This is a genomic window from bacterium, assembly GCA_035308905.1.
Classification (GTDB): domain Bacteria; phylum Sysuimicrobiota; class Sysuimicrobiia; order Sysuimicrobiales; family Segetimicrobiaceae; genus DASSJF01.
In genome coordinates, this window is record DATGFS010000026.1 from 68503 (window position 1) to 92801 (window position 24299).

The following is a 24299-nucleotide window of genomic DNA, read 5'->3' on the forward strand; positions in this document are numbered from 1 at the left end:
TCGTGCGAATCGAAGTCGTCTCGGACGTCGTCTGTCCCTGGTGCTTCGTCGGCAAGCGCCGCCTCGAGCAGGCCCTCGCGATCGTGCGCGGCGGTGCGCCCGGCGGGGCCGCGGATGTCCACGTGACCTGGAAGCCCTACGAGCTCAACCCCGATCTGCCCCGCGAAGGCGTCGACCGCGCGGCCTACCGCCGCGCCAAGTTCGGCAGTCTCGAACGATCGCAGCGGTTGGACGCGCGCCTTTTGGCGGTCGGCGAAAGCGTCGGGATCCCGTTCGCGTTCGACAAGATCCAGCGGACGCCCAACACTTTCGACGCGCACCGGCTGCTCTGGCTCGCCGATTCGCTGGGCCGGCAGGACGCGCTCGCGGAGGCGCTGTTCCACGCGTACTTTCTGGACGGCCGCGACGCCGGCGATCACGGCGTGCTCGCGGACCTCGCCGCGGCCTCGGGCATTCCACGCGAGAGCGCGGCGGCGCTCCTCGCCGGCCGCGACGGCGAAGCCGACGTGCGGAGAGAAGAGGACCGCGCCATACGATCCGGCATCCAGGGGGTGCCGCACTTCATCATCGACGGGGCGCGCCAGATCTCCGGCGCGCAGGATCCCGCGGTGATCGCGGCCGCGATCCGGGACGCGCTGGGCACCGCCGCGAACGCGGAGACATAGGCGCGCTGGACGATCACGCTGCCGGCCGGCAGGCGGACGGCAACCATGTAATGACACCGGGCGGTGCCGGCGGCGCCTGGGCCTACGGCGCGAGCCAAGACGCCCCCGGGCTCGCCGAGATCTTCTGGGCGTTTCTGCTGGTCGGCTGCACGGCTTTCGGCGGCGCGATGTTCTGGGCGCACCGGATGCTCGTGCGCCGGCGGCGCTGGCTGCGTCCGGAAGAGTTCGCGGACCTCCTGGGCCTCTGCCAGTTTCTCCCCGGGCCCAATATCGTGAACCTCGCGACCGTGCTCGGGGAGGGGTACCGCGGGTTCCCGGGCGCCGTGGCGGCCCTCGCCGGTCTGCTCCTGGTGCCGATGCTGATCGTCACGGCGATGGCGGCGCTCTACGCACGGTTCGGGGCGCTCGCGCCCGTGCACGGCGTCTTCTCCGGCGTCGCCGCGTCCGCGGCGGGGCTCGCGCTTGGGCTGGCCGGTCACGTCGCGCGGCCGGTCCTCAGGCAGCGCTCCTGGACGTCGGCGCCGGTCATGGCCGCGGCGTTCGTCGCGGTCGGCCTGCTGCGCTGGCCCGTCGCCTGGACGCTGCTCGCGCTGGCGCCGCTGAGCATCGCGCTCGTCTGGCGGCGCACGGCGTGACCGCGGCCGGCACGCTCGTCACGCTGGCCCGCGTCTTCGCCGGAGTCTCGCTGCTCGGATTCGGCGGCATCAACACGGTGCTGCCGGAGATTCATCGTGAGGCGGTGGAAGCCGCGCGCTGGATCACCGACCGGCAGTTCGCGGACCTCTATGCGCTCAGCCAGGCGGAGCCGGGTCCCAACTCGTTCATCGCGACGCTGATCGGCTTCCAGGCGGCCGGCGCGGCGGGCGCCGTCGTGTCGACGATGGCGATCTGCCTGCCGCCGGCGGCGCTGGCCTACCTCGTGGCGCGCGTCTGGGGCCGGATCCGCGGCAGCCGGTGGCGGGCGGCGATTCAGGCCGCGCTCACCCCGGTGATGGTCGGCCTCATCACCGCGAGCGCGCTCATTCTGATACGCGCCGCGGACCACAGCGCCGCGGCGTTCGCGGTGACGGCGGGTACCGCGCTGCTGGCCTACACGACCAACGTCAACCCGCTGTGGGCGTTCGTGGTCGCGGGCCTCCTCGGGCTCGCCGGCGTGTTCTGATCGGCGGCGCGGGCGCCCGCGCCGACAGGACTACGCCCGATTCTCTTCGTAGAGGCTGGTAGCGAACGTTGACGGAGGTCCCATGCACTTCGAACTGAGCGACGACCAGCGGCAGATCGTCGACGGCGTCCGCGCGCTCTGCCGGCAGTATCCCGACGCGTACTGGCGCGAGCTCGACCGCACCGGCGGCTATCCCGACGCGTTCGTCAAGGCGCTCTCCCAGGGCGGCTGGCTGGCCGCGCTGATCCCCGAGGAGTACGGCGGGACCGGCCTCGGCATCACCGAGGCGGCGCTGATCCTCGAGGAGGTCAACCGGTCCGGCGGCAACTCCGGCGCCTGCCACGCGCAGATGTACATCATGGGCACGCTGCTGCGGCACGGCAGCGAGGCGCAGAAAAAGCGCTGGCTGCCGCGCATCGCCTCCGGCGAGCTGCGCCTGCAGGCGTTCGGCGTGACGGAGCCGGCCGCCGGCTCGGAGACGACGCGCATCCAGACGACCGCGGTCCGCCGCGGCGACCGCTACGCGGTCAACGGCCAGAAAGTGTTCATCTCGCGGACCGAGCACTCCGATCTGATGCTGCTGCTCGCGCGGACGACGCCGTACGACCAGCTCACCGACAAGACGCGCGGCCTCTCCGTGTTTATGGTCGATCTCAAGGAGGCCGTCGAGCGCGGCACGATTCAGATCAAGCCGATCCAGCTGATGATCAACCACCATTCGACCGAGCTGTTCATCAACGATCTCGAGGTGCCGGCCGAGAACCTGATCGGCGAGGAGGGGCTCGGCTTCCGCTACATCATCGACGGCTGGAACGCGGAGCGCATTCTCATCGCCTCGGAGTCGGTCGGCGACGGCCGGTGGTTCGTCGAGCGTGCGTCGCGCTACGCCAAGGAGCGCGTCGTGTTCGGCCGGCCGATCGGCGCCAACCAGGGCGTGCAGTTTCCGCTGGCGCTCGCGTACGCGCACCTCGAGGCGGCGAGCCTCGTGCGGTTTCAGGCGGCGTGGCTGTTCGACCACGGACAGCGGTGCGGGGCGGAGGCCAACACGGCCAAGCTGCTCGCGGCCGACGCGGCGTGGGAGGCTGCCAACGCCTGCCTCGACACCCACGGCGGGTTCGGGTTCGCGGCGGACTACGACGTGGAGCGGAAGTTTCGGGAGACGCGCCTCTACACCGTCGCGCCGATCGCGAACAACCTCGTCCTCGCCTATCTCGGGCAGCACGTGCTCGGGCTGCCGAAGTCGTACTAGCGCGGCCGCCGATGACACACGATCGGGGGATCCGATGACCCGCACGACCGCGGAGGGCCGCTTCTTCGAAGATTTCGAGGTCGGCAGCGTGTACGAGCACCCGTACGGGCGCACGATCACGGACACCGACAACGTCTGGTTCACCAACCTGACGATGAACACGAACCCCGTCCATTTCGACTACGCTTACGCGTCGAAGACGGAGTTCGGCAAGCCCCTCGTCAACAGCGCGTTCACGCTCGCGCTCGTGACCGGGCAGTCGGTGATCGACATCAGCGAGAACGCGTTCGCGAACCTCGGCTGGGACAAGGTGACCCTCCCGGCGCCGGTGTTCGTCGGCGATACGCTCTACGCGGAGACCGAGGTGCTCGAGAAGCGCGAGTCGCGGTCGCGGCCGAACGTCGGCATCCTGCGATTCCGGACGCGCGGCTACAAGCAGGACGGCACCGTCGTGATCGAGTTCGAGCGCACGATCCTGATCTACAAGCGCGGGCAGTCCCCGCGGCGCGACCGGCCGCGGCCGAAGACGGCGAAATGACCGGCCCGCGGGAGGCGGCCCCCCCGTCTGACGCAGGACCTCCGGCCGCCTCGCGGCCTCCTGCGGGGGGTGTGCTGCGGGGGATCCGCGTCCTGGATCTGACCCGCAACATCGCGGGCCCGTACTGTGCGATGATCCTCGGCGATCTCGGCGCCGAGGTCATCAAGGTCGAGCGGCCCGGCGGCGGCGACGACACGCGCGAGTGGCGGCCGCCGGCCTGGAACGGCATCAGCACCACGTTTCTCGCCTTCAACCGCAATAAGAAGAGCGTCGCCGTCGACCTGGACCGCGACGAGGGGCGCGACGTGATCGTGAAGATGGCCCGCCGGAGCGACGTGCTGCTGGAGAGCTTCCGGCGCGGCAGCCTCGCGCGCCGCGGGCTCGACTACGCCCGCGTCAGTGCGGAGAACCCGCGCATCGTCTACTGCACCATCACGGGGTTCGGCACCGTGGGACCGCACAAGGACCGGCCGGGCTACGATCCGGTGCTGCAGGCCTACTCGGGCATCATGAGCCTTACGGGGGAGCCGGGCGGCAGGCCGCTCAGGACGGGCCCGTCGATCGTCGACAACGGCACCGGGATGTGGGCGGCGCTCGGCGTTGTCTGTGCGCTGCTGGCCCGGGAGCGCACCGGCCGCGGCGCGCACGTGGAAACGAGCCTGCTCGACACCGGGGTGACGTGGATCGGCTACCATTTGCTCGGGTATCTCGCGACCGGCCGGGTGCCGCAGCCGGTCGGGACTACCGCGACGATGATCGCCCCGTACGAGGGCTTCGCCACCCGCGATGGGTATCTCCAGCTCGCGGCCGGCAACAACCGGATCTGGGTGCAGCTGTGCGAGGTCCTCGAGTTGCCGGATCTGCCGGCCGATCCGCGGTTCCGCACGAACGCGGACCGCGTCGCGCACCGCGACGAGCTGCACGAGATTTTGGAGGCGCGCTTTCGCACCGAGGGCGCCGCGCGCTGGGAGGAACGGCTGCTCGCCCACGGCGTGCCGTGCAGCCGCGTCCGCACGCTCGCCGACGTTGCCGCCGATCCCCAGGTGGCGGCACTCGGTCTGCTCGTGCCGGTGGCCCATCCCGAGATCCCAAACTTTGCGATGGTGGATCTGCCCCTGGCGATCGACGGCCAACGCGCCGCGGCGCAGGTCGCCCCGCCGGCGGTCGGCCAGCACACGGACGAGGTGCTCGGCGAGCTCGGCTACTCGCCCGCGGAGATCGCCGCGCTCAGGGAAACCGGCGCGGTCGGCTAGCGATCCCTGCTCGTCGCGCAGTTCGGCGCCGCGCCGGCCGGGGGATTGGTCTCAGGTCCGGCGCCTTACATCCGATCGCTGGCCTTGAAGTACTTTCTCGCATAGGCGACCATCTCTCGATCGCTCGGATGATCGACGGTCTCGACGCCGGCGACCTTCGCCCGCAGCGGCTTATCGTGCGCGTCCAGGTACTTCACGAATTCGGTCTTCGCCGAGGCCGGACCGACGACCAGAAGCGCATCGGCGCTTTCGACGGCGCGCGCGACCTCGTGAAAGAACCGCGTGGCGTCCTCGGGGTGCTCTCTGGCTTCGCCCTGTCCCTTGGGATGCCGGTGGATGAGATGGCGCGGCGAGAGGATCGTCGCCTCGTCGACCGGCTCGGGCTGCGGATGGCCGGGCGTCTCCGGCTGCACGTGAAACACGCGGGCTTCCGTGTGATCGATCCAGACGACGACGTGGCTGCGCATGGCGTCACCCTTTCCGTTGGTCGCGAACGGCCTGCCAGCAGCACCAGGCTGCGACCGTCCGGTACGGCCGGAACCGTTCGCCCTTGGCCTGGAGCTGCTTCGGCGTCAGCAGGTCCGGGAGGCCGTAGGCGAGCGAGTAGCCTTTCCGGATTCCGTAGTCGTCGACCGGCCAGACGTCGAGCCGCCGCAATTGGAAGATGAGGAACATCTCGGAGGTCCACGGCCCGATGCCGCGGACGACCGACAGGCGCGTGACGATCTCTTCGTCGGGGAGCCGGCCGATACGGCGCAGCGGGACGGAGCCGTCGGCGACCTTCGCGGCGAGATCTCGGATGGAGAGCACCTTGCTGCCGGAGAGCCCGGCGGCGCGAAGCTTCCCAGGGGCCAGCGCCAGGACGGCCGACGGCGACAAGTCGCCGTCGAACAGCGCCACAAATCGGCGGTGAATCGCGCGGGCGGCGGCGCCGGCGAGCTGCTGGTACAGAATGCTTTCGGCGAGCGCCCCGAAGTGGTCGATCCTCGGCCTGGGCAGGCGAAACGGGCCGGCCCGTTTCATCAATTTGGCCATGACCCTGTCACGGCGGGCCACCGCCGCGGCCGCGGCCGAAAACGCGCTTCGAGATGTCTCGCTGCTCATACGGGCACCGGATTGGTCACCGTTAGGATTCCGCCACACAATCTGCCGCCCCTGTGCCGGGCGCTTCTCGCCGGGCGTGCGCCGTGGCATGCTAGGGTGGCGCGACGGGTGGCGTCTCGACGTCAGGATGTGGGAGGCTCACATGGCGGAGGTCAAAGTAGCCCAGGTTGGCGGGGTGGCTCCGGGCACGGGTACGGTTGTTGACGCGCAGGGAACCGCGATTGCCCTCTTCAACGTCGGCGGGACCTTTTACGCGATCGCCAACGCGTGCACGCATAGGGGCGGACCCTTAGGAGAAGGCAGTCTCGACGGCAGCATCGTCACGTGTCCCTGGCACGGCAGCACGTTTGACGTCACGTCGGGTCAGGTCGTCGGGGGTCCCGCCCGCACGCCGGTGGCCACCTACCCGGTGCGGGTCCGGGGAGACGATGTGTTCGTCGTGCTCGGCGACGCCGCTTCATGACGGCAGGCGGGCGCCTGAACGGTATTCACCACGTTACTGCGATCGCCGGCGACCCGCAGCAGAACGTCGACTTCTATGCGGGGACGCTGGGCCTGCATCTGGTCAAGCGGACGGTCAACTTTGACGACCCGGGCACCTATCATCTGTACTTCGGAGACGAGATCGGGCACCCGGGCACGATTCTCACGTTTTTCCCGTGGCCCGGCGCGCCCCGCGGCCACCGCGGCGCCGGCCAGGCGACGGTGGTGTCCTTTTCCGTCCCCCCCGACGCGCTCGCGTTTTGGGAAGAACGCTTCAGGATGCGCGGCATTCGGTTCGAGGCGGTGGAGTCGCCGTTCGGCGAGTCCGTCCTCGAATTTTCGGATCCGGACGGCCTCGCCCTCGAGCTCGTGGCGGATTCCCGGCAGTCCATCGGCTCACCGTGGGCGGGTGCTTCGGTCCCGGTCGCGCAGGCGATCCGCGGGTTCCACAGCGTCGCTCTGCTCGAGCACGAGCACACCGGCACGGAACGGACGCTGACCGAGGTCATGGGCTTTCAATTCGCGCGGACGGTCGGACACCGCCGGCGGTACACCGCGGACGGCGGCGGATCGGCCGCGTACGTGGACGTCGTCACCGCGCCGGACGCGTCGCCGGGACGGGTCGCGGTCGGGACGGTGCACCACGTCGCCTGGCGGGCCGCGTCGGACGACGCGCAGGAGTCGTGGCGGCGGCGGCTGCTCGAGGCCGGCGTCAACGTGACGCCGGTCCGCGACCGTCAGTATTTCCGGTCGATCTATTACCACGAGCCCGGCGGGGTGCTGTTCGAAATCGCGACCGATCCGCCCGGGTTCACGGTGGACGAGCCGCCCGAGGCTCTCGGCGCCGCGCTGCGGCTGCCGCCGTGGCTCGAGCCACGCCGCGAGGCGCTCGAAGCCCGGCTTCCGCCGCTTCGTCTGCCCGACCGCAGAGAATAGGAAGCCGCGATGTCCATCGAGTTCGTGCACCGCTTTGTGCCGGGGCGGACGCCCGGCGGTCCGGTGCTCCTGCTTCTGCACGGAACCGGCGGCGACGAGAGCGATCTGCTCCCGCTCGGGGCGGCGCTGGCGCCCGGCGCCGCGCTCCTGAGTCCGCGGGGGAAGGTCCTCGAGCGCGGGATGCCGCGGTTCTTCCGGCGTCTCGCGGAGGGCGTCTTCGATGTGCCGGATCTGATCGAGCGCACCCGCGAGTTGGCGGAGTTCGTGCGCGCCGCGTCGGCCGAGTACGGATTCGATCCCGCGGCGGTGATCGGCGCCGGCTACTCCAACGGCGCCAACATCGCGGCGGGCCTGCTCCTGCTGCATCCGGACGTGCTGCGGGGCGCGATTCTCTTCCGGGCGATGGTGCCGCTCGTCCCTGAGTCGCGCCCGCCCCTTGCCGGGGTCCCCGTCTTCATCGCCGCCGGGCGGCAGGACCCGATCGTCCCCTACGGGCAGACGCGGCAGCTTGCCGTCCTCCTCGAGGACGCGGGGGCGGAGGTGACCGTGCACGTCGAGCCCGCCGGACATGAGTTGACCGAAGGCGACGTGGCCGCGGCCCGCGCCTGGCTGAACGACCGGATCAGCCGAGGTACAGTGCCTCGAGACCGACGAGCCGCTCCGTGATCAGCACCACCAACACCGCCATCGCGATGCTGATCGTGCCGGCGACCGCGAGGGTCGGGTCGAACGAAAACCGCAGGTAGTCGAACAGCTCGATCGGCAGCGGCACCGTGCCGATGCCGTGCAGCAGCAGCGAGATGTTGAACTCGTCGTAGCTCGTCACGAACGCGAAGATCGCGCCCGAGATCACCGCGCCCTTGATCAGCGGCAGCGTGACCCGGCGAAAGGCGGCCAGCGGTCCCGCGCCGAGATTGCGCGCCGCTTCCTCGAGGCTGCGGTCGAAGCGCACCAGGACGGCGCTCACGATCAGCACGACGTACGGGATGCAGATGAGCGTGTGGCCGACGACGAGCTCCCACAGCCCGCCCGACTTGCCCCAGCCGATCGCGTAGAAGTAAATCAGGAGCGCGATGCCGGTCAGGATGCCGGGGACGGCGATCGGCGCGATCATCAGGAGACGCATCACCGTCCGGAACCGTCCCGAAAAGCGCACCAGCCACAGGCTCGCCGTGGTCCCGATGACCGTCGCGATCGCCGTGACGATCGCGGCCAGTTCGACGCTGAACTTGAACGAGCGCACCATCGTGCGGCTGTGCGCGAACGCCTGGAACCACCGCAGCGACACGCCCTCCGGCGGAAAGCGCAGATACGTGCCGGAGTTGAGGGCGGCGATCACGACGATCACGACCGGCGCGAGCAAGAACACGTACAGCACGACCGCCGCGAGCGCGAGCCACCGCCGTTCGCCCGCGTTGACCATCGCTAGGCGGGATGTGCCGCGCGTCCGAGCGCGCGGAGGTAGGCCCAGAGCGCCGCGATCGTGATCGCGAAGAACAGGATCGCGAACGCGCTGCCGCCGGGCCAGTTGAACAGCTCGGTGATCGTCCGGATCACGAGAATCGGCACCGTCAGCACCTTGAAGCCGCCGAGCAGCGACGGGATGACATAGGAGCTGATCGTCAGGACGAAGACGAGGATCGTCCCCGCGACGACACCCGGCACGCTCAGCGGGAACGTCACCCGCCAGAAGGTGCGCCAGAAGCCGGCGCCGAGCGAGCGCGCCGCGAGCTCGAGCTCCGGGTCGATCGCGCGGATCGGCCCCGCGATTGCGAGCACCATGAACGGGATGAAGACGTGCACCAGCCCGACCATGACACCGAGATCGTTGTACATGAGCGGCAGCGCGCGCAGGCCGAGCGATCCCAGCGCCTGGTTGATCAAGCCGGTATCTTGCAGCAGAATCATCCAGCCGTAGGTCCGGATCAGCACCCCCACGAGCAGCGGCGAGATGACAAGCGCCATGAGGAAGCCCTTCCGCGCCCGCGGCGCGCGGGCCAGATGGTAGGCGAGCGGGTAGGAGACGGCGAGGGCGACGACGGTCGTCAGCACCCCAATTTGCAGCGTGTGCAGGATCACGCCCCACGTGAACCCGTCGCCGACGATGCGCCCGTAATTGCTCAGCGTGAAGATGCGGAGGTAGGCGGCGGTCGGACTGGGCGTCATCAGGCTGATGACGAGCAGATTGCAATACGGCAGCACGAAGAAGCCGAACAGCAGCACCGCGACCGGCGCGACCAGGAGGTGGCGCGCCGCATCCCGCGCCGGCGCCCGCCCGGCGGCGATCTCCCCGCGCGCGAGCGCCGCCACGCTACCGCGCTCCCGCCGGCCGATCAGCCGCCTGGAGACCGTCGTCCGCGGGCACGGCCCAGGCGGCGTCCTCCGCGAACGAAATCGCGACGCGGTCGCCAGCCCGGTGGGCCGCGCCTCGGCCCTGCACCCTCATCACGAGGCCGCCGCCGACGTCGACCCGAAAGTCCGTGACCGCACCGAGAAAGGTGCGCTCGGCGACGACGCCGCGAAGGCGGTTCAACCTCCCGGCCGGTTCGGGCGCACCCGCCGCATCACCGTCGAGGTCGATGTGCTCGGGCCGGACGCTCACGACCGTCCGCGCGCCCGGCGCCAGGCCGGTGACGCCCCGGCCGCGCAGGGGACCGGCTGGCGTCTCGACGACGAGCGCCTCTCCCGAACGTGACGCGACGCGTCCCGGGAGCAGGTTCGTGAGGCCGATGAAGGCGGCGACCGCCGCGGAGCGGGGCCGGTGGTAGATCTCCTCCGGGACGTCGAACTGCCGCAGCATCCCGTCCATCATCACCGCCACGCGGTCGGCGAGCACGAGGGCCTCGGCCTGGTCGTGGGTGACGTAGAGCGTGGTGATGCCGAACTCCCGCTGCAGCGACTTGATATAGAACCGCATCTCTTCGCGGAGCTTCGCGTCCAGGTTGGCCAGCGGTTCGTCGAGCAGCAGCACGCTCGGATTGATCACGAGCGCGCGCGCGAGCGCCGTCCGCTGCTGCTGGCCCCCGGACAGCTGGCGGGGGAACCGGCCGCCGAGCCCTCCGAGGCCGACGCGCTCGAGGATGGCCGCGACCCGCCGCGCGATCTCCGCCCGGGGCACTTGGCGCATCTCGAGGCCGAACGCGGCATTTTGGGCGGCCGTGAGATGCGGAAACAGCGCGTAGTGCTGGAAGACCATGCCGCAGTTCCGCCGCTCCGGTGCGACCTCCGTCACGTCGCGCTCGCCGAGCGTGATCCGGCCGGCCGTCGGCGTCTCGAACCCCGCGACCATCCGCAGCGTGGTCGTCTTGCCGCAGCCCGACGGTCCGAGCAGCGCGACGAGCTCGCCGGACGCCGCCTCGAGCGTGAATTCCGAAACGGCGAGGACCTCGCCGAAGCGCTTCGTCAGGCCGCGGAGCCTGATCTCAGCCAATCAGCAGCTGTGCACCTGGCGGTTCCAGGCGTCGGTCATCTGGTCGCGGGCGCCGGAGGTGTTGAGCCAGACGTAGTCCCAGCGCGGGATCTTGCCCAACTGGTCCTGCGTCACCGGGATGAGCGGCGCGACGCCCGCCGAGATCTTGACGTGGGGGTTGGCCGGCGTCCAGTAGAATTTCTCGGCCCACTTCTGCTGGATCGGCGGGCTCAGCCAGTAATTGATGAAGGCCTGGCCGAGATCCGTGACCTTGCTGCCGACGGTCACGTTCATGTCCTGCTCGAACATGCCGCAGTAGCCTTCCTTCGGCAGCACCCACGCGACCGGCAGGCCCTTCGCCTTCATGAGCGCCCAGTCCGGGGAGTCGATGAGGCCGACGTTGACCTCGCCCTGGGTCATCATGTTCAATTCGGTGCCGCTGAAGTCGACCTGCCGGGCGGCGCACATGTTCTTCGCGATCCAGTCGATCGCGGGCTTCCAGTTCTTGTAGTCCCTGGTCAGGGTCTGCGCCAGCTTCATCACGTGCTGCGGCTCGCCGGAGTTGCCGATCTGGAAGAAGCAGGTCTTGTTGCCGTACTTGCCGAGGTCCAGCCACGACGACGGCGGGTTCTTCACCTGGTCGGTGCGGTAGGCGATGCCGAGCGGCCCGACGAGCCCGAGCACGCCGACGTCCTTGGGCTGGCGCAATTCCTTCGGCACGAACTGGAGGTTCGGGACCTTGTCGGCCGGCAGCGGCGCAAAAAAACCCTCGAGACGCAGCTGCGCGAGGTACGTTTCGTTGGTGACAAAGACGTCGTACGGCGGATTGTTCTTGCCGGCGGCGCGCATCTTGGCAAACCAGTCCTTCGCCAGGCCGATCGCCAGTTCGACTTTGGCGCCCGTCAGCGCCTCGAACGCGGGAATGTGCTCGTCTTCCATGAACTGCTGCCAGGTCCCGCCGTAGCTGGTGACGACGAGCGTCTGTCCCTTGAAGGACTGCGCCGCGGCGACCATCGCCGATTCGCCGAACGCGCCGATGACCGCCGAGGAGGCGGCCGCGCCGATGCCGAGCGCGCCCAGTCCGCGGAACAACTCACGTCTCGTGACCGTCCCGTCCAGCCAACCCGATACCGCCGCGCGGACGGCGGGGCTGCGCAGCAACTTACCGACGCTCATCGTGGCCCTCCTGGTGTGACCTCACTCGGTGGGTACGACGCAGGCAAGGCCAAGGGTTCCACCCTCTCGGGAGGCCTTCCTCCAGCCGCGCCGCGGGGCTATTTCGCGCGTACGTACTGCACCGGCCAGGGCGCCGCGTCGGGGTGGCCGAGCGCCTTTGCCGCGCGCATCGGGAAGTACGGATCGCGCAGGAACTCCCGCGCCATCGCGATTAAGTCGGCGCGTCCTTCGGCGAGAATCGCCTCGGCTTGCTCGGCCGTCGTGATCAGTCCCACGGCCATCGTCATGATGCCGGCCTCGCGGCGGATGCGCTCGGCGAACGGCACGTGATAGCCGGGGCCGAGCGGGATCTCCTGCGCCGTCGACAGGCCGCCGCTCGACGTGTCGACGACGTCGACTCCGCGGCGGGCGAGCTCCGCCGACACCTGGACCGTATCGTCGATGTCCCATCCGCCGGGCACCCAGTCGGTGCACGACAGGCGGACGGAGAGGGGCTTGTCCCGCGGCCACTCCGCGCGTACGCCGTCCACCGTCTCGAGCAGTAGACGAATGCGGTTTTCAAATGCGCCGCCGTAGCGGTCCGTCCGCCGGTTCGACAGCGGCGAGAGGAATTCGTGGAGCAGATACCCGTGGGCCGCGTGGATCTCGATCACGTCGAACCCGCTCCGGAGCGCCCGCGCCGCCGCGCCGGCGAACGCGCGAACGACGGCCGCGATGTCCACGGCGCTCATCTCCCGCGGCTCCCGGTACGTCTCGTTGAACGCGATCGGGCTCGGCGCGATCGGCGTCCATCCGCCGTCGGCATCCGGGATGCCCGCAATACCCTCCCACGGCCGGCGCGTGCTCGCCTTCCGTCCGGCGTGCGCCAGTTGGATGCCCGCCGCGGCGCCGTTGGCCTTGATCAGGGCCACAGCGCGCTCGAGCGCGCCGGCGTGCGCGTTCGACCAGAAGCCGAGATCTTGTGGAGAGATGCGGCCGTCCGGGCTGACGGCGGCTGCCTCGGTGAAGACGAGGCCGGCGCCGCCCACCGCGCGGCTGACGAGGTGCACGAGATGCCAGTCGGTAGCCAGGCCGTCCCGCGCCTCGCACGAGTACTGGCACATCGGCGAGACGACGAGGCGATTGCGGAGCGTCACGCCGCGGATCGGCAGCGGCCGGAAGAGATGCGGTGGCGGTGCGGTCATCGGCGAGCCTCCCCCTTTGTGCCGAACCTGAGCGCCCCGCCCGCGGCGGTGCCGCCTACAATAACGTAACATGGCACGGCGCTCTTCCCAAACCGTCCGGGCCGGCTTTGATGACGTGGTTGCCGGCGCAGGTCTCCCGCGATTCGCGGGGGTAGTCATTACGTACCGCACGGCGGATACCGCGACGGAGGTGGGAATGGTGGCTCCGCTCTTTAAGCGCATCGACCACATCGGCGTGATCGTCGCCGACCTTGGCGAACAGAAGAAGTGGCTCGGCGAGGTCTTCGGGTTGCCCGTGACGCGGGAGATCAACATCGCCGAGACCAAGCTCAGGGCCGCGTTCTACGGCGTGTCCGGCGTGGACGTCGAGGTGATCCAGCTCGACGATCCGGAGGCGCGCCGGAAGCAGCTCGGTGAGGGCGGCCACCGGGCGCGGATCGAGCACATCGCGGTCGAGGTGAGCAGCATCGCGGAGGCGCTGAAGACGCTCGCCCCGCTCGGCGTGAAGACGATGGAGCCGGAGCCCCGCAAAGTCGGCGACCGTCTCATCATCCGGACGGTCGCGGAGACGACCGGCGGCGTCTCCTACCAGTTCATTCAGCGCGCGTAGAGGTGAATCCATGGACGACCTGAACGCGCTCAAAGAGCGCGTCTGTAAGGAGATCGACGCCGCGCGCGGCGAGTTCGTCGCGCTCAGCCGGCGGATTCACGAGAACCCGGAGCTCGGCATGCAGGAGCGCCAGGCCGCGGAGTGGGTCGGTGCCCTGCTGCGCGAGACGGGCTTCTCGGTCGAGCGCCCGATCGCCGGCATGGAGACGGCGTTCCGGGCCGAGGCGCGCGGAAGCGGGGCGCACCCGCACGTGGCGCTGCTCGCGGAGTACGACGCGCTGGCCGGCCTCGGACACGCGTGCGGCCACAACCTGATCTGCATGGCGAGCGTCGGCGCCGCGGTGGCGCTGCGCCGCGCGGTGCCCAAGCTGCCCGGCACGCTGACCGTGCTCGGCACGCCGGCCGAGGAGACGGTGGGCGGCAAGGTCGTCATGGTCGAGCAGGGGGCGTTCGAAGGGGTCGACGCGGCGATGATGTTCCACCCGTCGCGCAACAACTGGTGGACGCGGGGCGCGCTCGCCGCGCAGTCGGTGCTCGTGAAGTTTTACGGCAGGCCGGCGCACGCGGCCGCGATGCCCGAGAAGGGCATCAACGCGCTCAACGCGCTGCTCCTCACCTACCACGCGATCGACTCGCTGCGGCAGCACGTGCCGAGCGACGTGCGGATCCACGGCATCATCACGAAGGGCGGCGACGCCCCGAACGTGGTGCCCGCCTACGCAGAGGGCGACTTTCTCGTCCGCGCGGCGACCCGCGCGACGCAGGCGGACGTGATGGCCAAGGTCAAGCGGTGCGCCGAGGGGGCCGCGGCCCAGACCGGCGCGCGCGTCGAGTTCGAGATGGGCCTCCTGTACGCGGAGCGCTACAACAACCAGGCCCTCGCGGATCTCTTCGCCGGCAACATGGGCCGTCTCGGGATCGAAGGCGAGCGGCCGCCGAGCGAGGGCGGCGTGGGATCGTCGGACATCGGGAACGTCAGCATGGTCTGTCCCACCATCCACCCGTATCTTAAGATCGCCGACGATGTCTCCGGGCACACCGTGGAATTCCGCGAGGCCGCGGGCTCCCCGCGGGGCTACGATACCATGCTGGCCGCCGCGAAGGGACTCGCCATGACGGCGCTCGACGTGCTGTACCAGCCGGATCAGGTCAAAGCGATGTGGGACGAGTTCAAGGCGACGGTGCCGGGCGCGTAAACCGTCCCGGCGGGGAGGCAGCGATGCGATACCGATGGCCGGACGGGCACGACTGCGCGGTCGCGCTAACGTTCGACGTCGACGCCGAGTCCGCGCTGATCTTCCGGGAGCCGGAGCGGGCGGCGCGCTCGCTCGCCGCCAACGAGGAGCGCCGGTTCGGGGTGCGCACCGGCGTCGAACGGATCCTGCGGCTGCTCGAGCGGTACGGACTCCGCGGCACGTTCTATGTGCCGGGCTGGACGATCGCGCACCATACGGCGGCCATCCGGCCGATCCGCGACGCCGGCCACGAACTGGCCGCCCACGGCAACGTGCACGAATCGCTCGATACCCTGAGCGGCGACGAAGAGGCGCGGGTCCTCGAAGCGCAGCTCGATATCTGGAAATCCTGTCTCGACCTGCGACCGACCGGGTACCGGTCGCCGTCGTGGGAGCTCAACGCCGGCACGCCGGCGCTCCTCAAGTCCCGCGGCTTCGTCTACGACAGCTCGCTGATGGGGGACGACATTCCGTACCATCTGACGACGCCGTCGGGACCGCTCGTCGAGGTGCCGGTGCAGTGGCTGCTCGACGACGCGCCGATGTACCGCCACGTCTACGGGGCGAGCAACCAGATCTCGGATCCCGACCGCGTCATCCGCATGTGGGCGCAGGAGTTCGACGGGATGCGGCGAGAGAACGGGTGCTTCATCCTGACGATGCATCCGTGGATCTCGGGCCGCGCCGGACGGTTGCTCGGGCTCGAGCAGCTGATCCAGCACATGCGGAACGTGCCGGGCGTCTGGTTCGCGACGGTCGCCGAGATCGCTGCGTGGGCAGCCAAACAGGAGTCGCGAGCGGTCGATCCGGCGAAGGGCACAACGCGCCCCTAGCGCTGTCGTGCCGGCCGAGTTGGTCCCCTCCGCTCAGCGGATCTCCACGATCATCTCGATCTCGACCGCGATGTTGAACGGCAGCGACCCCATGCCCACCGCGGAGCGCGCATGCCGGCCGCGGTCGCCGAAGACCGCCACGAGCAGGTCGGACGCGCCGTTGATGACTTGCGGCTGTTCCGTGAACTCGGGGGTACCGTTGACCATGCCGAGGAGCTTGACCACGCGGCGCACGCGGTCGAGGCTGCCGATCGCCGCCTTCAGCGTGGCGAGGCAGTTCAGCATGACGAGGCGCGCGGCCTCTTGACCCTGGGCCGTGGTGAACTCGCGGCCCAATTTGCCCCGGTAAATCAGCTCCCCGTTTTGGACCGGACCGTGGCCGGAGACGAAGACAAGCTTCCCGGCGACGACCGCTCCGACGTAATTGGCCACCGCCGTCGGCGCGGGCGGCAGCGTGAGGCCCATTTTGGCGAGGTTGCGCTCGGCCTGTCCCCCGCGCCTCGCCGCGCTCCGTCTCGGGCTGCTCCTCTTGGTCCGTGCCATGACGGGCCTCCGTGCGTTGAGACGTGGCTACACTTCGAGCGCAAGGTGGCTCGCGATGTAGGGGGCGACCACCTCGGGTTGTTCTTCCGCGAAGCCGTGTGAGCCTCCGGGGACGACGATCAGTTTCGATCGCGGCAGCAGGCTCGCGAGATACTCCCCGACGGCAACCGGACTGATCGGATCGCTGTCCCCCCACAAGAGGAGTGTCGGCGCGGTGATCGTCCGGATGCGCTCGCTGAGATCGTCCCGGTGGTCCAGGAGCACCGCCGACCCGGCGGCGTGAGGATACTCCCGCCTGTACGGCGTGCGCCAGTCTTCGGTGCTGAACCGCGACAGGTCGACGCCGCCCGAAGCGGCCGAGAGGACGATGTGGCGGACCATCGCCGGCCGGTCCAGGGCCGCGCGGATCGCCACCGCTCCGCCCATCGATTGCGCGATCAGGTCGACCGGCCGGTCCATCTGGTCCGTGACGAGCGCCACGAGGTGATCGAACAGGGAGACGCGCGGATCCGCCGGGACGGATCCGTGCCCGGGCCACTCCACGAACACCCGCTCGTACCGCGGCGGCAGCAGGCCGGCGACCGGGCGCCAAAAACGCCGATCGCCGCGCGCGCCCGGGAGGAAGAGGACCCGGTGCTCCATGTCAGTGCGCGAGATATCCTCCGTCGACCGGCAGGATGATCCCGGTGATGCCAGAGGCGGCCGGTGACGCCAGGTACAGGACCGTTCGGGCGACCTCGTCGACGTCGAGGACGCGCCCCATCGGGATGCGGCCGATCACCTGCGCGCGGGTGGCGGGGTCCCGCAGCACTTCCGCCGTCATCTCCGTCTCGACGAACGTCGGCGCCACGGCGTTGACGCGGATCCCGCGCGGGGCCCACTCCATGGCGAGCTGTTTGGTGAGGGTGGCCACGCCGCCCTTGCTCGCGCAGTAGGTCGCGCGGTTCGGCAGGGCGACGAAGCTCATCGTCGAGCCGACGTTGACGATGGAGCCGCCGCCGGCCGCCAGCATGACCCGCGCCGCGGCCTGCGCGCAGAAGAACACCCCTTTCAAGTTCGTGTCGACCACCTCGTCCCACTCGGCCTCGGTCACCTCCAGCGTCGGCGTGCGGTGGTTGATCCCGGCGTTGTTGACGAGGACGTCGAGGCGTCCGAAGGCGGACACCGCGCGATCGGCGATCCGCCGCCCGGCTCCGTCGTCGCGCACGTCCGCCGTCACGGTAACGCACCGCCGGCCCAGCCGTTCGATCGCGGTGTGCGCCGCGTCCAGCGCGTCCGGCTTCCGGCCGGCGATGACCAGATCCGCGCCCGCTTGCGCGAGCCGCTCCGCGATACCGCGGCCGATCCCGTGCCCGCCGCCCGTCACGACCGCCACTTTGCCGTCAAGACGAATCTCGTCCATGCCATGCCTCCCATCGATTCGGCGCCGGCTGCTCGGCCGGCCCCCTCGTCCCGCCGGACTACCGGTAGAGCCGTGGATCGAGCGCGTCCCGCAGACCGTCCCCAAGAAAGTTGAAGCCCAGAATCGTGACGAAGATGGCCGCGATCGGAAAGAACGCCTGGTGCGGCGCGACGTCCAGGTAGTTGCGGGCGACGAGGACCATCGCGCCCCATTCCGGCGTAGGCGGCTGGGCGCCCAGGCCGAGGAACGAGAGCGCCGCCGCGAACAGGATCGCCGACGCCATGCCGAGCGTGGCCGTGACGATGATCTCGGACGAGACGTTCGGCAGCACGTACCGCATGAGCAGGCGGGCGTCCCGCACCCCGACGGCCCGCGCCGCGTCGACGTACTCGTTGGAGCGCACGCGCAGCACGGCGCTCCGGACGATGCGGACGAATCCGGGGATGGTCGCGATGCCGACGGCGATCATCGCGTTCTGGAGGCTCGGCCCGAGCGCCCCGACGATCGCGATCGCGAGCAGCAGTCCCGGGAACGCCAGCAGGACGTCGATCACGCGCATGATCGCATTGTCCAGGCGCCGGTAGAACCCGGCGAGCAGGCCGAGCGTGATTCCGAACGCGGCCCCGATACCGACGGAGATGAGGCCGATGCTGAGGGAGATGCGGCTGCCGTAGACGATCTGGCTGAAGATGTCCCGCCCGAGATTGTCCGTGCCGAACGGATGCGCGTGCGACGGCCCCGCGAAGCGGGCCAGGACGTCCGGTTGGGTCGGATCCGCGACGGCGAGGAACGGCGCGGCCCCCACCGTGAGCACGAGCAGCGCCACGATCGCCCCGCCGATGCGCACCTGCCACGACTTGCCGAGCCGGCGCCACAGCGTGGTCTTGCGCGTCCGCGGCGAGGGGATGGCGGCGCCCGCCGCCATCAACCGTACCTGATCCTGGGATCGGCCGCGGCGTACCCGACGTCGACGAGGATGTTCGTGACGACGAAGGTCACCGCGAACAGCAGCACGCCCCCCTGCACGACCGGGAAGTCGCGCCCGAGGATCGCCTGCACGACGAGCCGGCCCATGCCCGGCAGCGAAAAGATCGACTCGGTGATAAACGCGCCGGTGAGCAGGCCGCCGAACTGCAGCCCGATAATCGTGATCACCGGCAGCAGCGCGTTGCGGAACGCGTGCCGGACGATCACCGCGGTCTCGCGCACGCCCTTCGCGCGTGCGCTGCGCACGTAGTCTTGGTGAAGCACCTCGAGCATCGACGATCGCGTCAGGCGTGTCAGGAGCGGGATCACCCCGCTGCTCACCGTGATCGCCGGCAGGGCGATGTGCCGCCACCCCTCCGGGGTCCGCAGCGATTCGTAGCCGGTCAGCGGAAACCAGCGTAAATTGATCGCGAACACCCACAGGAGAATGAGGCCGATCGCGAAGACCGGCATCGCGTTGCCCGCCAGCACGGCGAAGATCGTGGAGAGATCGAGGAGCGAGTTCCGGCGGTACGCCGCCAAGATGCCCATCGGCACGCTCACCAGCGTGGTCCACACGACACCCACCGTCGCAAGCCCGAGGGTCACCGGGAGCGTGTCGATGAGGCGCCCCAGCACGGGCTCGCGGGAGCGGATCGACCGGCCAAGATCGCCGCGGGCCATCCGCGCGAGGTAGCGGCCGTACTGCACGTACAGGGGCTGGTCCAGGCCGAGGGTGCGCTCGATGTCGCGCACCACGGACGGCGGCGCGTCGGGGCCGGCCACCACCAGCGCCGGGTTGCCGGGCGTGAGGTGCAGGATCAGGAAGACCAGCACGGACACGCCCAGCAGCACGGGCACCGCCTGTACGAGGCGCCCCGCGATGTACGAGGCCATCGCCGCCTCCGGGAGGGCCTGAGTCCGGAACCGCTACTTCAGATCGAGATCGAGCATCTTGTAGAGGACGTTCGCGTGCATCTTCGGCACGACGAGACGCTTCGACGCCACGACCACGCGCTTCTCGTGCACGAGCGGGATCCAGATGGCGTTCGAGACGATGATCTGCTGCAGCTTTTGATAGGCGGTCATTTGATCGGCCGTGCTCGTGCTGGACCGGCTGATGTCGAGCAGCCGGTCCGTCTCGGGATCGGCCCAGTCGAACCGGTTCGGCGCGGGCCGCTGCGTGCTCTTGAAGTAGAACGACAGCACGTCGGCCGTGACGTAGCGGACGTTGATGAGGAACATGTCGTGCTGCCCGGCCCGGAGCGCGGCGAGGAACGCCGTCCACTCCAGCTGCTGGGGCCGCACGCCGACGCCGATGCCGCCGAGCTCCGCCTGGACCAGCGGCACGACGGAGTCGAAGGCCGCGCCCGGCGTCCAGAGAAACACGAGCGAGAGCGGCTGGCCGTTCTTCACGCGCGTGGCGCCCGGGCGCGGCTGCGTCCAGCCGTCCTCGTCGAGCATGCGCTTCGCCGTGCTCGGGTTGTAGTGGTAGGCGATGTTCTTGACGCCGCTCCACCATCCCGGCGTGCCGGGCGCGAGCGGGCCAAAGGCTTCCTCGGCCAGGCCGTAGTACGCGCCCTGGATGATCTCCTGCCGGTTGACGCCGTAGTTGATCGCCTGGCGCACCTTCAGATCGTCGAGCGGCTTGTGCCCCAGCTTGAAGCCGATAAACGCGGTGTTGAGATCGCTATAGCGGATGACCTGCAGCTTGCCCTCGCGGGTGAGCCGGTCCAGCGCCTGCCCCGGAATGTTCGCGTCGAACTGCGCGTCGCCGACCTCGACGGACGCGAGGCGCGGCGTGTCCTCTGTGATGACCTTCATCACGACCGTGCCGAGGTGCGCGGGCCCGCGGTTCTGGTAGATTGGCGGCCCCCAGTTGTAGTTGGGGTTGCGCGTGACGACAAGGCGGTCGTTCCGCACCCACTCGCGCAGGAGGAACGGCCCCGTGCCGTCGACCTTGCCGACGCCGGTGCCGTAGTCGTCGCCCGCTTTGTTGACCGCGTCCGAGTTCACGATGCTCGCCGCGTAGCTGGCGAGGTTCACGAGGAGGATCGACAGCGGCTCCTTCAAATGCAGCACCACGGTCTGCGGGTTCGGGGCGTCCACGCTCTGGACCGGCGAGATGTTGAAGGCGCTCGGCGAGCCCTTGAGCGTCCGCCAGCGGTCGAGCGTAAACTTCACGTCCGCGGACGTGAACGGTTTGCCCGACGCAAAGCGGACGCCCTGCTTGAGCGTGAAGGTGTACGTCTTGCCGTCCGGCGAGACCGTCCATTTATCCGCCAGGCCGGGCTTCACCGTGTTGTCGTAGTCCTGCGAGGTCAGGGTGTCGTAGAGGAGATAGTCGACCTCGGCGGACGACACCGCGGTCGTGCGTTCCGGGTCGAGCGTTTCCGTCTCTTCTGAGCGCGCGACCGTGAACGTCGGACCCGCGCCGGGCGCGCTGAGCACGAGCGCGGGCGTCGCGGCCAGGGCGAGGGCGACACATCCGGAGACGAGCCAGCGGCTGATCGGAAGCATGAGACTCCCCCTCGGTGACCTCGGTACGGATTGGAAGGCGCCGCTCAGGTTCGGCGGCCCGCCGGAGGCTCCCTTTCGGGGCCCCGCCGGACGGCGGCCCGGCGCCTCGGGTCCCGGGACGGCGCGCAGGCGGCCGGGCAGCGCGTCCAGAACCATGACCCCATGACTCCATCCCCGTCATCCGAACTGCGCGTCGCCGTGCTCGGCGCCGGCCGCTGGGCGGCCGGCGCTCATCTCCCCGGCTGGAAACGCGATCCCCGATGCCGGCTGGTCGCGGTGTGCGATGTCGAGGCCGATCGCGCCGAAGCGTGCGCGCGGGAATTTGACATTCCTACCGCGACGACGGACTGGCGCTCCACCGTGGCCCGCACGGATGTCGACGTGGTCGATGTGGTGACGCCGTCCCACACGCACCACGAGCTCGCCGTCGCGGCGATCGGGGCGGGCAAGCACGTGCTGTGCGAAAAGCCGGTCGCCCACGACTTCCGGGACACGCAGCGCGCGGCCGAACTGGCGAAGCGGAAAGGCCTCAAGACCAAGCTGGGGTTGACGTTCCGCTACAGCCCGGGCGTCCAGTACGCGCGGTCGCTGATCGACGAGGGCTTCGTCGGCACCCCGTTCATTTTCAATGGATACGAGCAGAACTCCCAGTGGCTCAACCCCGCGACGCCGCTGCGCCAGGTCGATCCGGCCTGGGATCCGGCGGTGCTGCACGTGTCGTCCCTCGAGGGCTACGGCGCGCCGATCATCGATATCGGACAGTGGTGGGTCGGCTCCGGCTACGCCCGCGTCGTCGGCACGATGCGCAACTTCATTCCCGAGCGGATGGTCCGCGCAACCGGCCGCATGATGCGGATGAACATCGACGACGGCGACGTGTTCATCGGCGAGTACGCCAACGGGGCGATCGGCTCGATCCAGACCGGCTACGTCACGATCGGCAACTACCCCGGTACGGAGGCGCGGATCTTCGGCAGCGACGGCGCGATCATCTGCCGGCTGGTCGAGGAGAACGGAATCGCCGAAACGATGCGGATCGCGACGCCCGATCAGGTGGAGTTCCGCGAGGTCGAGATCCCGGCGCGGTTCTACCCGGCCGGCGGCCACGCGCGCGAATCGTGGCGGACGCTGTTCTACGCAAATTTGATCCGGAACTTCATCGACGAGATCCTCGCGGGCGGCGAGACGAACCAGGGCAGCTTCTTCGACGGCGCCCGCGTCCAGGAAGTGATCAACGCGGTCGACCTCTCGGTACGCGAGCGCCGGTGGGTCGATCTCCCGCTGTCCCGCTGAGCGGGCCCGTGGTTCCGTCCGCGCTGGACGCGTTTTTCTCCCGGTATTACCATGACCGGCCGGTGAACGCCACGTTCATCGGCGTGCACGACTTGGACGGCCGCCTGCCCGACTACTCCGATGCCGGGCTCGGCGACGCGCAGCGGGCGATGGACGCCCTCGCGCGCCGCCTCGGCGATCCGGACGGCACAACGCCGGCCGCCGTCGAGGCTCTGGACCGCGATCTGGCCGCGGGCTTTCTCGAGATCGAGCGGTGGGAACGGGCGTCGCCCCACGGTCCGCGCGGGAACCCGTGCGTCTACACCGGCGAGGCGATCTTCGGGGTCATCGCCCTGCTGCTCCGTCCGTTCGCCCCCCTGGCCGAGCGCCTGGACGCCGCGGCGCGGCGGATGGCGGCGATTCCCGCGTTCCTCGATCAGGGCCGGGCGCAGGTGCGATGCGCGCCGCGGGCCTGGACCGGCCGCGCCGTCCGCGAGTGTGCCGGGGCAGAGGCCCTGTTCGCGCGCGGCATCGAGACGTTCATCGCCGACGAGGACGTCGCGGGGCACGGCGCCGACCCCCGCGGCCTCCGCTCCGCGGCGGCCGAAGCCGCCGCGGCCTTCGGGCAATTTCGGCGCCATCTCGAGACGGACGTCCGGTCGGCGGAGCCGGCGGCGTACGCGTGCGGAGAGGCCGCGCTCGAGCTGTTGATGCGGCGCGGACACGGCGTGACGCTCCGGGCGGCGGAGGTGCGCCGGCTTGCGGAAGCCCGCGCAGAGGCGGCCGAAGCGTCGCTGCGCGAGCGGGCGGCCGCATCTGGGTTCGACGACTGGCGCGCCGCGCTCGCGAGCCTGGCCGACCGGCATCCTGCGGCCGGCCGCTACTACGCTCGCTATCAGGAGGTATGGGACGCCGCCCGCCGTGCCGCGGAGGAGCACCGGCTCGTGACGTGGCCGGACTATCCGATCCAGTTCGTGCCGCGCCCGCGCTGGGCGCGCGAGGCGGCCCCGTCGCTGTACTTTCTTGCCTACCGCGCGCCGGCGGCGTTCGACCGCGTCCCGGTGACCGACTACCTCGTCACGCCGGTCGACCCCGAGATGCCGGCGGACGAGCAGACCCGGCGTCTGCGCGCCGCCAACGACGCCGCGATCGCGCTCACCCACGTCATCCATCACGGCGGCCTCGGTCACCACGTGCAGAACTGGTTTGCCTACCGCGCGCCGTCGCGGATCGGGCGCATCGCCGCGGTCGACTGCGCGTCGCGGATCGCGATGCTCTGCGGCGGCACCATGGCGGAGGGGTGGGCCTGCTACGCCGTCGACCTGATGGAGGAGATCGGGTTCCTGTCGCCCCCGGAGCGCTGCGCGCAGGCGCATACGCGCTTGCGGATCGCGCTGCGGGCGCTCGTCGACGTCGCGCTCCACACGGGTGAATGGACGCTCGAGCAGGCGGCCGGGATGTACGAATCCCGGGGCGGGATGGACGGGGCCGCGGCGCGGGCGGAAGCCGTCAAGAACTCGCTCTTTCCGGCGACGGCGATGATGTACATGCTCGGCGTCGACGGCATCCACGCGCTGCGGCGCGGCGAGGCCGCGCGCCGGGGCGGCGCCTTCGATCTCCGCGAATTCCACGACCGGCTGCTGGCCTGCGGGTCGATCCCCGTCGCGCGGGCGGCGGCCGTGCTGGCCGGAGGTGCCACGCAAGACGGGGCAGAGGAGGGCACTCGGACGTCTTGAAGGATTGCGGTTGATCGGGCCGGT

At 70.0% G+C, this 24299-nt stretch carries 27 protein-coding genes; 14 read left to right on the forward strand and 13 right to left on the reverse strand.

The window, feature by feature from the left end; translation table 11 throughout:
* Positions 1 to 2 precede the first annotated feature (2 nt).
* The 6 genes from VKT83_07540 (at position 3) to VKT83_07565 (ending at position 4867) form a co-directional block, all read left to right on the forward strand.
* The gene (locus tag VKT83_07540; GenBank protein ID HLY22306.1) at positions 3 to 665 is read left to right on the forward strand and encodes a DsbA family oxidoreductase; all 663 of its coding nucleotides are present in this window, start codon (positions 3 to 5) and stop codon (positions 663 to 665) included.
* 50 nt (positions 666 to 715) lie between these two features.
* A complete protein-coding gene (locus tag VKT83_07545; GenBank protein ID HLY22307.1) occupies positions 716 to 1300 on the forward strand; it encodes a chromate transporter in 585 nt (194 codons plus the stop codon).
* Complete coding sequence (locus VKT83_07550) at positions 1297 to 1827, forward strand: chromate transporter (GenBank protein HLY22308.1); 531 nt, start codon at positions 1297 to 1299, stop codon at positions 1825 to 1827. Before VKT83_07545 ends, VKT83_07550 begins: the two co-directional genes overlap by 4 nt.
* 82 nt (positions 1828 to 1909) lie before the next feature.
* Positions 1910 to 3076 carry an acyl-CoA dehydrogenase family protein gene (locus VKT83_07555; protein HLY22309.1) on the forward strand — a complete coding sequence of 389 codons (1167 nt, stop codon included), beginning with the start codon at positions 1910 to 1912 and terminating at the stop codon, positions 3074 to 3076.
* A 34-nt stretch (positions 3077 to 3110) separates the two neighbouring features.
* Positions 3111 to 3614: a MaoC family dehydratase gene (locus tag VKT83_07560; protein ID HLY22310.1), complete on the forward strand. Its 504-nt coding sequence runs from the start codon at positions 3111 to 3113 to the stop codon at positions 3612 to 3614.
* Between the two features lie 71 nt (positions 3615 to 3685).
* Positions 3686 to 4867 carry a CaiB/BaiF CoA-transferase family protein gene (locus VKT83_07565; GenBank protein HLY22311.1) on the forward strand — a complete coding sequence of 394 codons (1182 nt, stop codon included), beginning with the start codon at positions 3686 to 3688 and terminating at the stop codon, positions 4865 to 4867.
* Between the two features lie 65 nt (positions 4868 to 4932).
* On the opposite strand, the gene VKT83_07570 is transcribed toward VKT83_07565, so the two are convergent.
* Both VKT83_07570 and VKT83_07575 read right to left on the reverse strand, forming a co-directional pair.
* Entirely contained in the window at positions 4933 to 5334 is a 402-nt protein-coding gene (locus tag VKT83_07570; protein ID HLY22312.1) for a translational machinery protein, read from the reverse strand.
* Between the two features lie 4 nt (positions 5335 to 5338).
* Positions 5339 to 5971, reverse strand: a complete 633-nt coding sequence (locus tag VKT83_07575; GenBank protein HLY22313.1) for a DNA-3-methyladenine glycosylase 2 family protein — start codon at positions 5969 to 5971, stop codon at positions 5339 to 5341.
* Positions 5972 to 6113: 142 nt separating this feature from the next.
* Here VKT83_07575 and VKT83_07580 point away from each other — a divergent pair, with 142 nt between their 5' ends.
* The 3 genes from VKT83_07580 to VKT83_07590 are packed head-to-tail and all read left to right on the forward strand — an operon-like array spanning position 6114 to position 8056.
* Positions 6114 to 6434 (forward strand): non-heme iron oxygenase ferredoxin subunit, encoded by a 321-nt coding sequence (locus tag VKT83_07580; GenBank protein HLY22314.1) that lies wholly within the window; start codon positions 6114 to 6116, stop codon positions 6432 to 6434.
* A complete protein-coding gene (locus tag VKT83_07585) occupies positions 6431 to 7390 on the forward strand; it encodes a ring-cleaving dioxygenase (protein HLY22315.1) in 960 nt (319 codons plus the stop codon). Before VKT83_07580 ends, VKT83_07585 begins: the two co-directional genes overlap by 4 nt.
* Positions 7391 to 7399: 9 nt before the next feature.
* A complete protein-coding gene (locus VKT83_07590; protein ID HLY22316.1) occupies positions 7400 to 8056 on the forward strand; it encodes an alpha/beta hydrolase in 657 nt (218 codons plus the stop codon).
* Here the strand turns inward: VKT83_07590 and VKT83_07595 are convergent.
* The 5 genes from VKT83_07595 to VKT83_07615 all read right to left on the reverse strand — a co-directional run bounded on the left by VKT83_07595 (position 8013) and on the right by VKT83_07615 (position 13159).
* Positions 8013 to 8813, reverse strand: a complete 801-nt coding sequence (locus VKT83_07595) for an ABC transporter permease (protein HLY22317.1) — start codon at positions 8811 to 8813, stop codon at positions 8013 to 8015. The genes VKT83_07590 and VKT83_07595 overlap by 44 nt on opposite strands.
* Before the next feature lie 2 nt (positions 8814 to 8815).
* Positions 8816 to 9700: an ABC transporter permease gene (locus VKT83_07600; protein ID HLY22318.1), complete on the reverse strand. Its 885-nt coding sequence runs from the start codon at positions 9698 to 9700 to the stop codon at positions 8816 to 8818.
* 1 nt (position 9701) lies between these two features.
* The gene (locus VKT83_07605) at positions 9702 to 10820 is read right to left on the reverse strand and encodes an ABC transporter ATP-binding protein (GenBank protein HLY22319.1); all 1119 of its coding nucleotides are present in this window, start codon (positions 10818 to 10820) and stop codon (positions 9702 to 9704) included.
* Positions 10821 to 11975 carry an extracellular solute-binding protein gene (locus VKT83_07610; protein HLY22320.1) on the reverse strand — a complete coding sequence of 385 codons (1155 nt, stop codon included), beginning with the start codon at positions 11973 to 11975 and terminating at the stop codon, positions 10821 to 10823.
* Between the two features lie 98 nt (positions 11976 to 12073).
* Positions 12074 to 13159 carry an NADH:flavin oxidoreductase/NADH oxidase gene (locus tag VKT83_07615; protein HLY22321.1) on the reverse strand — a complete coding sequence of 362 codons (1086 nt, stop codon included), beginning with the start codon at positions 13157 to 13159 and terminating at the stop codon, positions 12074 to 12076.
* A 196-nt stretch (positions 13160 to 13355) separates the two neighbouring features.
* Between VKT83_07615 and VKT83_07620 the strand changes: the two genes are divergently transcribed.
* The 3 genes from VKT83_07620 to VKT83_07630 are packed head-to-tail and all read left to right on the forward strand — an operon-like array spanning position 13356 to position 15836.
* Positions 13356 to 13769 carry a VOC family protein gene (locus VKT83_07620; GenBank protein ID HLY22322.1) on the forward strand — a complete coding sequence of 138 codons (414 nt, stop codon included), beginning with the start codon at positions 13356 to 13358 and terminating at the stop codon, positions 13767 to 13769.
* Between the two features lie 10 nt (positions 13770 to 13779).
* Positions 13780 to 14964, forward strand: coding sequence for a M20 family metallopeptidase (locus VKT83_07625; GenBank protein ID HLY22323.1), 1185 nt, complete (start codon positions 13780 to 13782; stop codon positions 14962 to 14964).
* Between the two features lie 23 nt (positions 14965 to 14987).
* Positions 14988 to 15836 (forward strand): polysaccharide deacetylase, encoded by an 849-nt coding sequence (locus VKT83_07630; protein HLY22324.1) that lies wholly within the window; start codon positions 14988 to 14990, stop codon positions 15834 to 15836.
* Positions 15837 to 15869: 33 nt separating this feature from the next.
* On the opposite strand, the gene VKT83_07635 is transcribed toward VKT83_07630, so the two are convergent.
* Genes VKT83_07635 through VKT83_07660 form a run of 6 tightly spaced genes read right to left on the reverse strand, consistent with a single transcriptional unit; the run spans position 15870 to position 21267 of the window.
* On the reverse strand, positions 15870 to 16379 hold the full coding sequence (locus VKT83_07635; GenBank protein HLY22325.1) for a RidA family protein: 510 nt from the start codon (positions 16377 to 16379) through the stop codon (positions 15870 to 15872).
* 27 nt (positions 16380 to 16406) lie between these two features.
* Complete coding sequence (locus VKT83_07640; protein HLY22326.1) at positions 16407 to 17021, reverse strand: alpha/beta hydrolase; 615 nt, start codon at positions 17019 to 17021, stop codon at positions 16407 to 16409.
* A 1-nt stretch (position 17022) separates the two neighbouring features.
* On the reverse strand, positions 17023 to 17781 hold the full coding sequence (locus tag VKT83_07645) for an SDR family oxidoreductase (GenBank protein ID HLY22327.1): 759 nt from the start codon (positions 17779 to 17781) through the stop codon (positions 17023 to 17025).
* Between the two features lie 58 nt (positions 17782 to 17839).
* On the reverse strand, positions 17840 to 18706 hold the full coding sequence (locus VKT83_07650; GenBank protein HLY22328.1) for an ABC transporter permease: 867 nt from the start codon (positions 18704 to 18706) through the stop codon (positions 17840 to 17842).
* A complete protein-coding gene (locus VKT83_07655) occupies positions 18706 to 19644 on the reverse strand; it encodes an ABC transporter permease (GenBank protein HLY22329.1) in 939 nt (312 codons plus the stop codon). Before VKT83_07655 ends, VKT83_07650 begins: the two co-directional genes overlap by 1 nt.
* A 33-nt stretch (positions 19645 to 19677) precedes the next feature.
* Positions 19678 to 21267: an ABC transporter substrate-binding protein gene (locus tag VKT83_07660; GenBank protein ID HLY22330.1), complete on the reverse strand. Its 1590-nt coding sequence runs from the start codon at positions 21265 to 21267 to the stop codon at positions 19678 to 19680.
* 162 nt (positions 21268 to 21429) lie between these two features.
* Here VKT83_07660 and VKT83_07665 point away from each other — a divergent pair, with 162 nt between their 5' ends.
* Together VKT83_07665 and VKT83_07670 are read left to right on the forward strand one after the other, a co-directional pair.
* Positions 21430 to 22560: a Gfo/Idh/MocA family oxidoreductase gene (locus VKT83_07665; protein ID HLY22331.1), complete on the forward strand. Its 1131-nt coding sequence runs from the start codon at positions 21430 to 21432 to the stop codon at positions 22558 to 22560.
* 8 nt (positions 22561 to 22568) lie between these two features.
* Positions 22569 to 24275, forward strand: coding sequence for a DUF885 family protein (locus VKT83_07670; GenBank protein ID HLY22332.1), 1707 nt, complete (start codon positions 22569 to 22571; stop codon positions 24273 to 24275).
* Positions 24276 to 24299 lie beyond the last annotated feature (24 nt).